Origin of the sequence: Bradyrhizobium sp. CB1015 (genome assembly GCF_025200925.1) — a bacterium.
Lineage (GTDB): Bacteria > Pseudomonadota > Alphaproteobacteria > Rhizobiales > Xanthobacteraceae > Bradyrhizobium.
Genome location: NZ_CP104174.1, coordinates 8,144,660 through 8,157,078, shown reverse-complemented (window position 1 = coordinate 8,157,078; position 12,419 = coordinate 8,144,660). Strand labels below are relative to the sequence as shown.

General features: G+C 65.1%; 10 protein-coding genes. 8 read left to right on the top strand and 2 right to left on the bottom strand.

The window, feature by feature from the left end; translation table 11 throughout:
* Positions 1-113: 113 nt before the first annotated feature.
* The 3 genes from N2604_RS38245 to boxB all read left to right on the top strand — a co-directional run bounded on the left by N2604_RS38245 (position 114) and on the right by boxB (position 4,302).
* On the top strand, positions 114-926 hold the full coding sequence (locus N2604_RS38245) for an alpha/beta fold hydrolase (protein ID WP_260373065.1): 813 nt from the start codon (positions 114-116) through the stop codon (positions 924-926).
* A 123-nt stretch (positions 927-1,049) separates the two neighbouring features.
* On the top strand, positions 1,050-2,738 hold the full coding sequence (boxC, locus tag N2604_RS38240) for a 2,3-epoxybenzoyl-CoA dihydrolase (RefSeq protein ID WP_260373064.1): 1,689 nt from the start codon (positions 1,050-1,052) through the stop codon (positions 2,736-2,738).
* A 112-nt stretch (positions 2,739-2,850) separates the two neighbouring features.
* The gene (gene boxB / locus N2604_RS38235) at positions 2,851-4,302 is read left to right on the top strand and encodes a benzoyl-CoA 2,3-epoxidase subunit BoxB (RefSeq protein ID WP_260373063.1); all 1,452 of its coding nucleotides are present in this window, start codon (positions 2,851-2,853) and stop codon (positions 4,300-4,302) included.
* 160 nt (positions 4,303-4,462) lie between these two features.
* On the opposite strand, the gene N2604_RS38230 is transcribed toward boxB, so the two are convergent.
* Both N2604_RS38230 and N2604_RS38225 read right to left on the bottom strand, forming a co-directional pair.
* Positions 4,463-5,263 carry an SDR family oxidoreductase gene (locus N2604_RS38230; RefSeq protein WP_260373062.1) on the bottom strand — a complete coding sequence of 267 codons (801 nt, stop codon included), beginning with the start codon at positions 5,261-5,263 and terminating at the stop codon, positions 4,463-4,465.
* 104 nt (positions 5,264-5,367) lie between these two features.
* Positions 5,368-6,426: a polysaccharide deacetylase family protein gene (locus N2604_RS38225; protein ID WP_260373061.1), complete on the bottom strand. Its 1,059-nt coding sequence runs from the start codon at positions 6,424-6,426 to the stop codon at positions 5,368-5,370.
* Between the two features lie 164 nt (positions 6,427-6,590).
* On the opposite strand from N2604_RS38225, the gene N2604_RS38220 reads away from it, so the two are divergent.
* From N2604_RS38220 to pstS, 5 genes are all read left to right on the top strand, one after another.
* Entirely contained in the window at positions 6,591-7,985 is a 1,395-nt protein-coding gene (locus tag N2604_RS38220) for an OmpA family protein (RefSeq protein WP_260373060.1), read from the top strand.
* Positions 7,986-7,987: 2 nt separating this feature from the next.
* Positions 7,988-8,290: a hypothetical protein gene (locus tag N2604_RS38215; protein WP_260373059.1), complete on the top strand. Its 303-nt coding sequence runs from the start codon at positions 7,988-7,990 to the stop codon at positions 8,288-8,290.
* Positions 8,291-8,737: 447 nt separating this feature from the next.
* Positions 8,738-9,793 (top strand): lysylphosphatidylglycerol synthase domain-containing protein, encoded by a 1,056-nt coding sequence (locus tag N2604_RS38210; RefSeq protein ID WP_260373058.1) that lies wholly within the window; start codon positions 8,738-8,740, stop codon positions 9,791-9,793.
* 46 nt (positions 9,794-9,839) lie between these two features.
* Positions 9,840-11,132, top strand: a complete 1,293-nt coding sequence (locus tag N2604_RS38205) for an ATP-binding protein (RefSeq protein WP_260373057.1) — start codon at positions 9,840-9,842, stop codon at positions 11,130-11,132.
* A 149-nt stretch (positions 11,133-11,281) separates the two neighbouring features.
* Entirely contained in the window at positions 11,282-12,295 is a 1,014-nt protein-coding gene (pstS, locus tag N2604_RS38200; protein ID WP_260373056.1) for a phosphate ABC transporter substrate-binding protein PstS, read from the top strand.
* The last annotated feature ends 124 nt before the right edge of the window (positions 12,296-12,419 follow it).

Genomic DNA, 12,419 nt, shown 5'->3' with positions numbered 1-12,419 from the left:
CGCATCCGCGGAGAGACTGTCACCCCACCCCGGCTCACATTTCGCTGCGCTCGATGTGAGCCGACCCTCCCCCTCCAGTGGAGGGTGCAGACGGAGCGAACAGGAAGAAGACCATGACCAACCTCACCCCCACCGGCTTCCTCAGCATCGGCGGCGCCAGCCTCGAATACAAATGGCTCGCGCCGTTAGTCCCCGACGCTCCCACCATCGTGATGCTGCATGAAGGCCTCGGCTCCGTCGGCCTCTGGGGTGATTTCCCGGAGAAGCTGCAGCAAGCCACGGGCGCGGGCATCTTCGCCTATTCGCGCGCAGGCTACGGCCAGTCCAGCCCGGTCGCGCTACCGCGGCCGCTCGACTACATGCATCGCGAGGCGCTGGACGTGCTGCCGAAGCTGCTCGATGCGATTCAGTTCAAGCGTGGTCTCCTGCTGGGTCACTCCGATGGTGCCTCGATCGCCACCATCTATGCCGGTGCGCATCAGGATCATCGCCTGAACGGCCTCGTGCTGATCGCACCCCACTTCATCGTCGAGGACATCTCGATCAAATCCATCGCCGCGATCAAGACGACGTTCGAGACCACGGACCTCAAGTCAAAGCTCGCGCGCTGGCATAAGGACGTCGACAACGCCTTCAAGGGGTGGAACGGAGCCTGGCTCGATCCGAAATTCCGCGATTGGGATATCTCCGAATACCTCGCCTACATCCGCGTGCCCGTCCTGATCGTGCAGGGCGTAGATGATCAATATGGGACGCTGCGCCAGGCCGAGATCGCGCAGGAGGAATGTTACTGCCCGGTCGACCTGAAAATCATTGCGGGCGCGGCGCATTCCCCGCATCGCGAGGCTCCGGGGCCCACCCTCGATGCCATCACGCAGTTCGCAAAGGCCGCCTTGCGGGACGATCCAGGGCTTCAGGCGGCATGAGGCGTCTGCGCCTAGATGAAGCAAAGTGCATGTGAACCTGAGATTCGTGCTAGACTAACCCAATAAGATGCACTATTATGCATATAACGCTCCAGAATGCATAACCAAGCTTAAGGGTGGCTCATGGCCGGGGAAGATCGGCGCCTCGCAGGCGGCGCGACATTCATCGATTTCCAGACCGAACCTTCCCGCTACAAGCATTGGAAGCTCGCGGTCGAGGGCGACGTCGCGACGTTGACCATGGACGTCGACGAGAACGGCGGCCTGTTCGAGGGCTACCAGCTCAAGCTCAATTCCTACGATCTCGGCGTCGACATCGAACTGGCCGACGCGATCCAGCGCCTGCGCTTCGAGCATCCCGAGGTGAAGGTCGTCGTGCTGCGCTCGGCCAAGAACCGCGTGTTCTGCGCCGGGGCCAACATCCGCATGCTCGCGGGCTCCACGCATGCCCACAAGGTGAACTTCTGCAAGTTCACCAACGAGACCCGCAACGGCATGGAAGATTCGTCGGAGAATTCCGGCCAACGCTTCATCACGGTGGTGAACGGCTCCGCCGCCGGCGGCGGCTATGAGCTGGCGCTCGCGACCGATCACATCATTCTCGCCGACGACGGCTCGTCCGCCGTGGCGCTGCCCGAAGTGCCGCTGCTCGCGGTGCTGCCCGGCACCGGCGGTCTCACCCGCGTCGTCGACAAACGCAAGGTGCGGCGCGACCACGCCGATGTCTTCTGCACCATCGAGGAAGGCGTCAAGGGCAAGCGCGCCGTGCAATGGCGCCTCGTCGACGAGATCGCGCCGAACTCCAAGCTCGAAGCCAAGATCGCCGAGCGCGCCAAGGAGTTTGCGGCGGCCTCGACGCGCAAGGGCAGCGGCAAGGGCATCGCGCTGACGCCGCTCAAGCGCATCATCGACGACACCAGCATCCGCTACGGCTTCGTCACCGTCGATATCGATCGTGCGGCGCGCATCGCCACCACCTCGATCAAGGCGCCGGAGGCCGCGCCGCCCGCCGACATCGACGGCATGATGGCGCAAGGCGCCTCGTTCTGGCCGCTGCAAGTGGCGCGCGAGCTCGACGACGCCATCCTGCATCTGCGCATCAACGAGCTCGAGATCGCGATGCTGGTGTTCAAGAGCCATGGCGACCGCGCCCATGTGCTCGCCAGCGATGCTTTCCTCGAAGCCAACAAGGCGCATTGGCTGGTCAACGAAATCAGGCATTACTGGAAGCGCGTGCTCAAGCGCGTCGACGTCACCTCGCGCACGCTGGTGACGCTGGTCGAGCCCGGCTCCTGCTTTGCCGGCACGCTCGCCGAGCTCGTCTTCGCCGCCGACCGCTCCTACATGCTGATCGGCACGCGCCAGGGCGACAATCGTCCGCCGCCGTCGATCGAGCTGTCCGCGATGAATTTCGGCCCGTACCCGATGAGCCATGGGCTGACACGGCTGGAATCGCGCTTCCAGGCCGATCCGGCCGATCTGGAGCGCGCGGAAGCGACGCTCGGCACCAGCCTCGACGCCGAGCAGGCCGAAGAGCTCGGCCTCGTTACCTTCGCGCTCGACGACATCGACTGGGATGACGAGGTGCGCGTGTTTCTCGAAGAGCGCGCCAGCTTCTCGCCCGACAGCCTCACCGGCATGGAAGCGAGCCTGCGCTTCGTCGGCCCCGAGACGATGGAATCGAAGATCTTCGCCCGCCTCACCGCCTGGCAGAACTGGATCTTCCAGCGCCCGAACGCCGTCGGCGAGGAAGGCGCGCTGCGCCGCTACGGCAGCGGCCAGAAGCCGAAATTCGATATGACGCGAGTGTAGAGGGCGAATGGCGAATAGAGAGGAATCCATTCGCTACTCGCCATTCGCCACTCGCCAGCCCGGACTTCGCAGGTAGCGATCAACTCATCCTATCCCAACACGGGAGGTCACCATGAACATGAACATCATGAACGTCGACTACTCGACCAAGATTCCGAACAACGTCAACCTCGCCGAAGACCGCCAGGTGCTGAAGGCGCTGGAGGGCTGGCATCCCGGCTACATGGACTGGTGGAGCGACATGGGCCCCGAGGGCTTCCAGGAATCGCTGGTCTATTTGCGCACGGCGTACTCGGTCGATCCGCGTGGCTGGGCCAAGTTCGATTACGTCCGCATGCCCGAATATCGCTGGGGCATTCTGCTTGCGCCGCAGGAAGAAAATCGCGTCGTGCCGTTCGGCGAGCATTATGGCGAGCCGGCCTGGCAGGAAGTCCCGGGCGAGCATCGTGCCATGCTGCGCCGCCTGATCGTGATCCAGGGCGACACCGAGCCGGCCTCGGTCGAGCAGCAGCGCCATCTCGGCAAGACCGCGCCCTCGCTCTACGACATGCGCAATCTGTTCCAGGTCAACGTCGAGGAAGGCCGCCATCTCTGGGCGATGGTCTACCTGCTGCAGAAATATTTCGGCCGCGACGGCCGCGAGGAAGCCGATGATTTGCTGCGCCGCCGCTCCGGCGATGCCGACGCGCCGCGCATGCTGGGCGCCTTCAACGAGGCGACGCCGGACTGGCTGTCCTTCTTCATGTTCACCTATTTCACCGACCGCGACGGCAAGATGCAGCTGCACTCGCTGGCGCAGTCCGGCTTCGATCCCTTGTCGCGCACCTGCCGCTTCATGCTGACGGAGGAAGCGCACCACATGTTCGTCGGCGAGACCGGCATCACCCGCGTCGTGCAGCGCACCTGCGAGGCGATGCGCGCGGCCGGCATCACCGATCCCACCGACATCGCGAAAGTGCGCGCGCTCGGCGTGATCGATCTCCCGACCATCCAGAAGAAGCTGAACCTGCACTACACGCTGTCGCTCGACCTGTTCGGCTCGGAGGTCTCGACCAACGCGGCCAACGCCTTCAACGCCGGCATCAAGGGCCGCTATCACGAGACCCAGATCGACGACGATCACCAGCTCAAGAACTCCACCTATCCGGTGCTCAAGCTGATCAACGGCGAGGTCAAGCTGGTCGACGAGCCGGCGCTGACCGCGCTCAACATGCGCCTGCGCGACGATTACAGCCAGGATTGCGTCAAGGGCATGCTGCGCTGGAACAAGGTGATCTCGACCGCGGGCTACGACTTCAAGCTGACGCTGCCCAACGTCGCCTTCCACCGCCATATCGGCGAGTTCAAGGACGTGCACGCGACGCCCGACGGCATCCTGATCGACGATGCCACCTGGGCCAAGCGCAAGGACGAATGGCTGCCGTCGGCGAGCGATGGCGACTTCATCACGTCATTGATGCAGCCCGTCACCGAGATCGGCCAATTCGCCTCCTGGATCTCGCCGCCCAAGGTCGGCATCGACAACAAGCCCGGCGATTTCGAGTACGTGAAGATCGAGTCGTAGGTGCTGCCAGTGAGACGCGGCGGCCGTGCCCCACGAAGACTGTCATCACCCGCGAAAGCGGGTGATCCAGCATTCCAGAGACGGCGGCGATAAATCAGAAGCCGCGGCGTACTGGGGCATGACAGCGGGTATGAGCGCGCTCTGCGCTAACTCGCGCCGCCTACCCCGCGATCTCCAGCCCGGCATTCGCATACACCACGCCGCCATCGACGGCGATGGTGTTGCCGACGACGTAATCGCCTGCGCGCGAGGCGAGATAGATTGCGACACCCGCCATATCCTCGTCCGTGCCGATCCGCCGCGCCGGAATGCGCTTTGCGACCTCGTCCGCGTGATCGCGCGCGGCGCGGTTCATGTCGGACTTGAACGCGCCCGGCGCGATCGCGGTGACGTTGATGTTGTCCTTGATCAGCTTCACCGCCATGCGCCGGGTCAGATGGATCACCGCGGCCTTGCTCGCGGCGTAGGAATAGGTCTCGCTCGGATTGACGAAGATGCCGTCGACCGAGGCGATGTTGATGACCTTCGACGGCCGCTCTGCGCTGGCTGCGGCGCGGAGCGGCTTGGCCAGCGCCTTGGTCAGGAAGAACAGCGACTTGACGTTGAGATCCATCACCTTGTCCCAGCCGCTCTCCGGGAATTCGTCGAACTCGGCGCCCCAGGCCGCGCCGGCATTGTTGACGAGGATGTCGAGCCTGGGCTCCAGCTTGATGATCTCGCCGGCGAGCCTGTTGCAGCCTTCGACGGTGGAGATGTCGATCGGCAGTGCGATGCATTCACCGTCATATTGCGCGCTGAGCGCCTTGGCGGTCTCCTCGCACGGTCCGGCCTTGCGCGCGGTGATGTAGACCTTTGCCGCGCCGGCGCTGAGAAATCCCGCGGCGATCATCTTGCCGATGCCGCGCGAGCCGCCGGTCACCAGCGCGATGCGGCCTTTGAGCGAGAACAGATTGTTGAGCATGCGTTCCTCCCTTGGTTGCCGCTGGTTGTGGGCGGAGCGAGGAGGGGAGTCAAGGAAGGCTGCGATGAGATCAGAGCGGGGCACGACAGCGGAGCTTGGCGCGCCTACGCCGCCGCGATGCGGCGGAATCCGTTCCACATCGCGGTCGCGGCGCCCGAGGTCAGCACCGGCAGGATCCGCGCGTCCTGATAATTGCCATTGAGCGACACGCGGGGCAGCGCGGTCATGTGGCCGGCGTTCTCCGCGAACAGCATGCCGGGCCGTGTCGTCACCGCAGTCTTGAAGCCGGCGGATGCGGCAAGGGCGAATTCGCGCGCGCCCGCGGCGTCGCGGTCGCCATAGGGATAGGCGAGGTGCAGCACGGGGCGCTCCAGCACCTGCTCGATCCGCGCGCGGCTCGCGGCCATCTCCTGCGCGGCGATGTCTTCCGCCTGCTTGGCGAGGTTGCAATGGCTGACGCTGTGCGCGCCGATCGTGACCAGCGGATCGGCGGCAAAGGACTTGAGCTCGGTCCAGGACAGGCAGAGGCTGCGGCACAGCGCTTCCATGTCGACGCCGTAGGCCGTGCACAGCGCCCCGATCTCGCGCGCAAGATCGTGCTCGCCCGGCAGCGCGCGCAGCCAGTCGTGCAGGCGGTCGAACGCCGCCTGCTTCGCCGCAACACTGGTCGCATCGAGCCGCAGCGTGGAATTGCCGATTTGCACGTCGATCTGCTCGGTCTTGGCGATCACGGCCTCCAGCGCCGTCCACCACAATCGCCCGGTGCCGTCGGCAAAATCGCTCGCGACATAGACCGCCAGCGGCGCGTCAAATTCGCGCAGCACCGGCAGAGCGTAATCCAGATTGTCGCGATAACCGTCGTCCAGGGTGAAGGCGGCGAAGCGGCGGTCGAACCGGCCCTGCACCAGCCGCTCATGCAGCTCGTCCATGCTGACGATGTCGATGTCGCGCGAGCGCAAATGACGCAGCGTGGCGCGCAGGAATTCGGGGGTGACCTCGAGATGCCGGTTCGGCTGGAACGCGGCCTCGCGCGCCGGCCGCACGTGGTGCAGCATGAAAATGGCGCCGACGCCCGACAAAAGCGGGCGCAACAGGTGGTGCGCCCCGCTGAAATAGAGTGCTCCCAGCCCGGCGCGGATGACGTTGTTACGCAGTTGTTTCATGACCGGGTGGGGGACTTTGGCATTCCGCCCTCAACTTACGGAAGAACCCTTGAAGAAAAAGTTATTCCAATTGTCCCACCCGGGCCTTCGGAACAGGACCATTTCCGGTTTGACAGCCTGCCAAGGGTTTGTTTTGTCTCCGTTTCCAGAGTTCGGGTCGTCGAATGCAGAAGCTTTTCTCGTGGGCCAGCAAATGGTGGCCGGGGCTGATCCCCCTTGCCGTCATGTGGGGATTTGCGGCCTGGAATAATACCTTACCGGTCGAGGCCGATCTGTCGGCCCGCAGCTCGGCTGCGCTGAAGGACACCGTTCTGGACAAGACCCGGATCGCGGTCGACGGCCGCGACGTCAGCCTGGCCGCGGACGCCTTCTCCGAGGAGGGGCGCCGCGATGCGGTGATGGCGGTCGAAACCGTGCCCGGCGTGCGGCTGGTCGACGACCGGACCCGCCTTGTTCCTGAGGCCAAGCCCTTCGTCTGGAACGCCGAGCGCGACGTGGTGCGGGTGACGCTGTCGGGCTCCGCACCGCTGCCATCGATGAAGGCCCGGCTGACCGAGGCGGCCCGAAAGGAAGTCGGGGGCGTCGAGGTGGCCGACCAGATGGGGCTGGCGCGCGGGGCGCCACCGCGGTTCGAGGCCGCCGCGATGCTGCTGCTCGATCAGATCGGCAAGCTGAAGGACGGCAAGATCACCATCACGGACACCAAGGTCAACCTGTCGGGCATGGCGCGCGAGCTCGGCGGCCGCGAGGCGATTGCGGCTGCGTTGAAGAACCTGCCGGAGGGTTTTTCGATTGCCGCCAACGAGATCAAGGCGCCGCCCTACATCTTCCAGGCCTACAAGGATCCGGTGGCCGCGACGGTGACGCTGACCGGCTACGTTCCGGACAACAACGTCCACGCCGCGATCGCCACCAGCGCCTCGCGAAAGTTCTTCACCGAAAAGGTCGTCGACAATCTCAAGGCCAGCATCGGCGCACCCGGCTCCTTCAACACGGCGGTCGTCGCCGCGCTCGGCGCGCTGTCGCGGCTGTCGACCGGCACGCTTGTCGTCTCCGACCGCGAGGTGAAGCTCTCGGGCGATGCGCTCTACGAGGGCGCCGCCAACGAGATCCGCGCAGGTCTCGGCAAGGACTTCCCGAAGAACTGGCAGTACAAGCCGGAGATCACGGTGAAGCCCGCCGCAGGCCCGGTCGACGGCACCGTGTGCCAGCAATTGTTCTCGGAGCTCCTGACCAAGGGCAAGATCCGCTTCGCCAACAAGCGTGCGGACATCGATCCTGACTCGGCCGGCATCCTCGATCGTCTCATCGAGACGGCGCTGCGCTGCCCCACTACCAATATCGAGGTCGCCGGGCATACCGACGCCGATGGCGAGGATTCCTTCAACCAGGCCCTCTCCGAAAAACGCGCCCAGGCGGTGATCGACTATCTGGTCAGGGCGGGCCTTCCCGCCAGCCGCTTCAACGCGGTCGGCCATGGCAGCACGCAGCCCGTCGCCGGCAACGACACCGACGAAGGCAAGGCGCAGAACCGCCGCATCGAATTTCTGGTGAGGTGACGATGCCCTATCTCGTCTCGTTCCATCTGGGCTGGCTGATCGGCTCGCTGCTGCTGGGCTTCTGCATGGGCTGGATCTCGGTGGTCCAGCGCGGCAACGGCACCTCGAAGGTGACCGCGCGCTGGCTCGCCGTGCTTGCCGCTGCCCTGGTTGCGGCCTCTGTCGCCCATGTGGTCCCCGGTCGCTTCGGCTACTGGCTCGACCTCGGCCTGATCATGTTCGCCTGCTACCTGGTCGGCTGCACCATCGGCGCCTGGCTCCGCGACCGCGTGGTTTCGCGCACCGCGCCCCCGGCCGCTGTGTGATGTTGCCGTGCACCCTGACGCGAGGGACGGGTGCGCGTCCGCCGCGACTTTCCGGCGCATCGGAAAACCGTGACCGGCCGCTCCGGTCCCCCTCTTTCAACAGGCCGGCGGGCCCCATAGATTGACGTCGGCTTAAGGCGTGACGGAACATTGTGCGGCCGAAATCATCAAAACTTCATGGCCTCTGCGCAGGATCGCCATGGAGATTCGCGCCAAGCCTTGCCGCCGAAAGCGCCAAACCCTGCACTGGGAGCCGCAACCCTGCCTAAAATATTGAAGGCACGTGTTTTTGTTCGAATTGCCGAATTCCACTTCGGCCGAAAACGCGCTAGTGGAGGGGCAGGGGGCATGCGCGATGCCGGCGCCGGCAGCGAGGGTTCGTTGAATGCCTGCGCGTCCGCCTGTCCGCCGGCCACCCTGGCCGCTGAAGCGTTGTTCGAGGTCTAGATGCTGGAAGCCATACGCAGGGTGACGACGTTTCTGCGCCAGAAGCAAATCCTGCATAAGCTTGGAGTTGTGATCAGCATCGCGGTCATCGGCATCGCTTGCTATGTGCTCTACCACATGCTGCGGGGCATCGATTTCAACGAGGTCCTCGAAGCGATCAAGAGCACCGAGCCGAGCCAGATTGCGATGGCGGCTCTGTTCGTCGCTGCCGGCTATTTCACGCTGACCTTTTACGACCTCTTCGCCACGCGCGCGATCGGCCATGCCCATGTGCCGTACCGCATCAATGCGCTCGCGGCCTTCACCAGCTATTCGATCGGCCACAATGTCGGCGCATCCGTTTTCACCGGCGGCGCCGTGCGCTACCGCATCTATTCGGCCTACGGGCTGAACGCGATCGACGTCGCAAAAATCTGCTTTCTCGCCGGCCTGACCTTCTGGCTGGGCAATGCCGCCGTGCTCGGCCTCGGCATCTCCTACCATCCGGAGGCGGCAGCCTCGATCGACCAGCTGCCGGCCTGGCTGAACCGGACGCTGGCGCTGATGATCATCGCGGCGCTGATCGGCTACGTGGTCTGGGTCTGGACCCAGCCGCGGGTGGTGGGCCGCGGCCCCTGGACCGTGGTGCTGCCGGGCGGCCCGCTGACGCTGCTCCAGATTGCGATCGGCATCGTCGATCTCGGCTTCTGCGCGCTGGCGATGTACGTGCTGGTCCCCGACGAGCCCAATCTGGGCTTCGTCGTGGTCGCGGTGATCTTCGTCTCGGCGACCCTGCTCGGCTTCGCCAGCCATTCGCCTGGGGGCTTGGGGGTGTTCGACGCCGCCATGCTGGTCGGCCTCTGGCAGATGGACCGGGAGGAGCTCCTGGGCGGCATGCTCCTGTTCCGCGTCCTCTATTATCTGTCTCCGTTCGTCCTATCTGTAATCTTGCTGACGTTTCGAGAAGTTATCATCGGCGCCCGATCGAAGCGCTTGCAACAGGCGGCGCTCAAGCTGGACCCCGGCCCGGCGCCTGAAGCCGCCTATGTGAGAGAGCGCAGCGACAGCGGCGCCTGACCGGTGTCAGGTCCTTAAGGACAGCCCCCAGGAGAAGCCCGCCCCGATGGCGATCGACGCCCCCTCTTCTCCCTCCGCCCAGCCCTGGTCCGACCGGCTCCGGCACTCGACCATCATCCTGATCGCCGCGGCGCTGGCGCTGTCCGTCGTGGTCTCGCTCGGCGAATTGTCGGCGCTGCACGCCGCCATCGTGTTCCTCTGCATCGCGGCGGCGGCCTTGATCCCGTGGCGGCTGCACGATCCCGCCGCCTCCCGCGATGACGTCAGGCGCATCAACCCGGTCGAGAGCGCGGCGGTGGCCGCGGTGGTCGCCGGCATGCCGGATCCGGCGGTGCTGCTCGACCGCGCCGGCCGCGTCATCCACCTCAATGCCGCCGCGGCCCAGCTCGCGCCGGCGCTGCGCCGGAACGAGCTCGCCCAGTTCGCGCTGCGTTCGCCGGAGATCATCACCGCGCTGCGCGAGGCCATCGCGACCACCGAGCCGCGGCGCGCGACCTATCTCGATCATGTTCCGGTCGATCGCTGGATGGAGCTGATCATCACGCCGGTACCGGTGCCGACCAGCTTCGGCGGCACCGACAAATGCATGCTGATGACGTTCCACGACCAGACGCCGCTGCGCCGGGTCGAGGAGATGCGCGCCGATTTCGTCGCCAATGCCAGCCACGAGCTGCGCACGCCGCTGGCGGCGCTGTCGGGCTTCATCGATACGCTCCAGGGCCAGGCCAAGGACGACCCCAAGGCGCGCGAGCGCTTCCTCGGCATCATGCACAACCAGGCCACGCGCATGGCGCGCCTGATCGACGATCTCCTGTCGCTGTCGCGGGTCGAGCTGTCGGCCCATGTCCGGCCCGACACCCTGGTCGATCTCGTGCCGATCATCCGCCAGGTCGCCGACGGGCTCGAGCCGCTGGCGCGCGAGCGCCAGGTCGAGGTGGACATCCACCTGCCGGAGCCGCCGGTGATGATCGCGGGGGACCGCGAGGAGCTGCTCCGCCTGTTCGAGAACCTGATCGAGAACGCACTCAAATACGGCGCCTCCGGCGGGCGCGTCATCGTGTCGCTGACCTCGAGCGTCGCCGCTGACGGAACTCAGGAAATCCGGGTCATGGTCCGCGATTTCGGCCCGGGCATCGCGCCGGAGCACCTGCCGCGGCTGACCGAACGCTTCTACCGGGTCGACGTCGGCGACAGCCGCTCGCAAGGCGGCACCGGGCTCGGGTTATCGCTGGTGAAGCATATTCTTAACCGTCATCGCGGCCGCCTTTTGATCGAAAGCGTGCCCAGGCAAGGTGCCACCTTCACCGCCTGTTTTCCCCAGACCAAGACTCCGGCTTGATCAGAAACGCAAGCGATTTCAATTGCTTGGTTCCGTCATCCAACTGTCACGAAACCTTCGTAAAAGCACAGCCGACCGCCCCTAAAGCGGCGGCGCGGGGAGCGCGATCGGGCGCGGATGGCGCTTCGCTCCCCTGTATGGAGACCAGCATGAATTTCCTCAAAACCATGGTCGCTGCCGGCTTGGTCGCCGCATCGACGACGGCAGCCTTTGCGGCCGACATCACGGGTGCCGGCGCGACGTTCCCGTTCCCGATCTATTCGAAGTGGGCCGACGCCTACAAAAAGGAGACCGGCAACGGTCTGAACTATCAGTCCATCGGCTCCGGCGGCGGCATCAAGCAGATCCAGGCCAAGACCGTGACCTTCGGCGCCAGCGACGCGCCGCTCAAGGCCGAGCAGCTCGAGAAGGACGGCCTCGTGCAGTGGCCGATGGTGATGGGTGCCATCGTCCCCGTCGTCAACCTCGAGGGCGTGAAGCCCGGCGAGCTGGTGTTCGACGGCGAGACCCTGGCCAACATCTATCTCGGCAAGATCACCAAGTGGGACGATGCCGCGATCAAGAAGCTCAATCCGAACGCGAAGCTGCCCTCGGAGGCGATCACCGTGGTCCGCCGTTCGGACGGTTCGGGCACCACCTTCAACTTCACCAACTATCTCTCCAAGGCCAGCGCGGACTGGAAGAGCAAGGTCGGCGAAGGCACCGCGGTCGAGTGGCCGGTCGGCGTCGGCGCGAAGGGCAACGAAGGCGTGTCGGGCAACATCAGCCAGACCAAGAACTCGATCGGTTACGTCGAGTACGCCTATGCCAAGCAGAACAAGCTGACCTACACCGGTCTGGTCAACAAGGCCGGCAAGCCGGTGCAGCCGACCGTCGAGGCCTTCCAGGCGGCCGCCTCCAACGCCGACTGGGCCAAGGCGCCCGGCTATTACGTCATCCTGACCGACCAGCCCGGCGAGAAGTCCTGGCCGATCACGGCGGCGACCTTCATCCTCATGCATAAGTCGGCCACCGACAAGGCAGCCTCGCAGGAAGCCATCAAGTTCTTCCGCTGGGCCTTCAAGAACGGCGGCAAGGCGGCTGAAGAGCTCGACTACATCCCGATGCCGGACAGCGTCGTGCAGCTGATCGAGAAGACCTGGGCTGCCGAGATCAAGAGCTAAGGCGCTATCGTGTCCCGGACCCGGTTCCGGGATGCTCCAAGATCTCCGCTCCGGATCGGCCTCCCGCCGCATCCGGAGCGCGCCACCAACAACAAGCGTATATAAAACGGGTACAGGGGATCGG

What these genes read in the sequence shown, in the direction of transcription:
- N2604_RS38245 (WP_260373065.1), top strand. Translation starts at nt 114, where the DNA reads ATGACCAACCTCACCCCCACCGGCTTCCTCAGCATCGGCGGCGCCAGC.
- boxC (WP_260373064.1), top strand. Translation starts at nt 1,050, where the DNA reads ATGGCCGGGGAAGATCGGCGCCTCGCAGGCGGCGCGACATTCATCGAT.
- boxB (WP_260373063.1), top strand. Translation starts at nt 2,851, where the DNA reads ATGAACATGAACATCATGAACGTCGACTACTCGACCAAGATTCCGAAC.
- N2604_RS38230 (WP_260373062.1), bottom strand. Translation starts at nt 5,263, where the DNA reads ATGCTCAACAATCTGTTCTCGCTCAAAGGCCGCATCGCGCTGGTGACC.
- N2604_RS38225 (WP_260373061.1), bottom strand. Translation starts at nt 6,426, where the DNA reads ATGAAACAACTGCGTAACAACGTCATCCGCGCCGGGCTGGGAGCACTC.
- N2604_RS38220 (WP_260373060.1), top strand. Translation starts at nt 6,591, where the DNA reads ATGCAGAAGCTTTTCTCGTGGGCCAGCAAATGGTGGCCGGGGCTGATC.
- N2604_RS38215 (WP_260373059.1), top strand. Translation starts at nt 7,988, where the DNA reads ATGCCCTATCTCGTCTCGTTCCATCTGGGCTGGCTGATCGGCTCGCTG.
- N2604_RS38210 (WP_260373058.1), top strand. Translation starts at nt 8,738, where the DNA reads ATGCTGGAAGCCATACGCAGGGTGACGACGTTTCTGCGCCAGAAGCAA.
- N2604_RS38205 (WP_260373057.1), top strand. Translation starts at nt 9,840, where the DNA reads ATGGCGATCGACGCCCCCTCTTCTCCCTCCGCCCAGCCCTGGTCCGAC.
- pstS (WP_260373056.1), top strand. Translation starts at nt 11,282, where the DNA reads ATGAATTTCCTCAAAACCATGGTCGCTGCCGGCTTGGTCGCCGCATCG.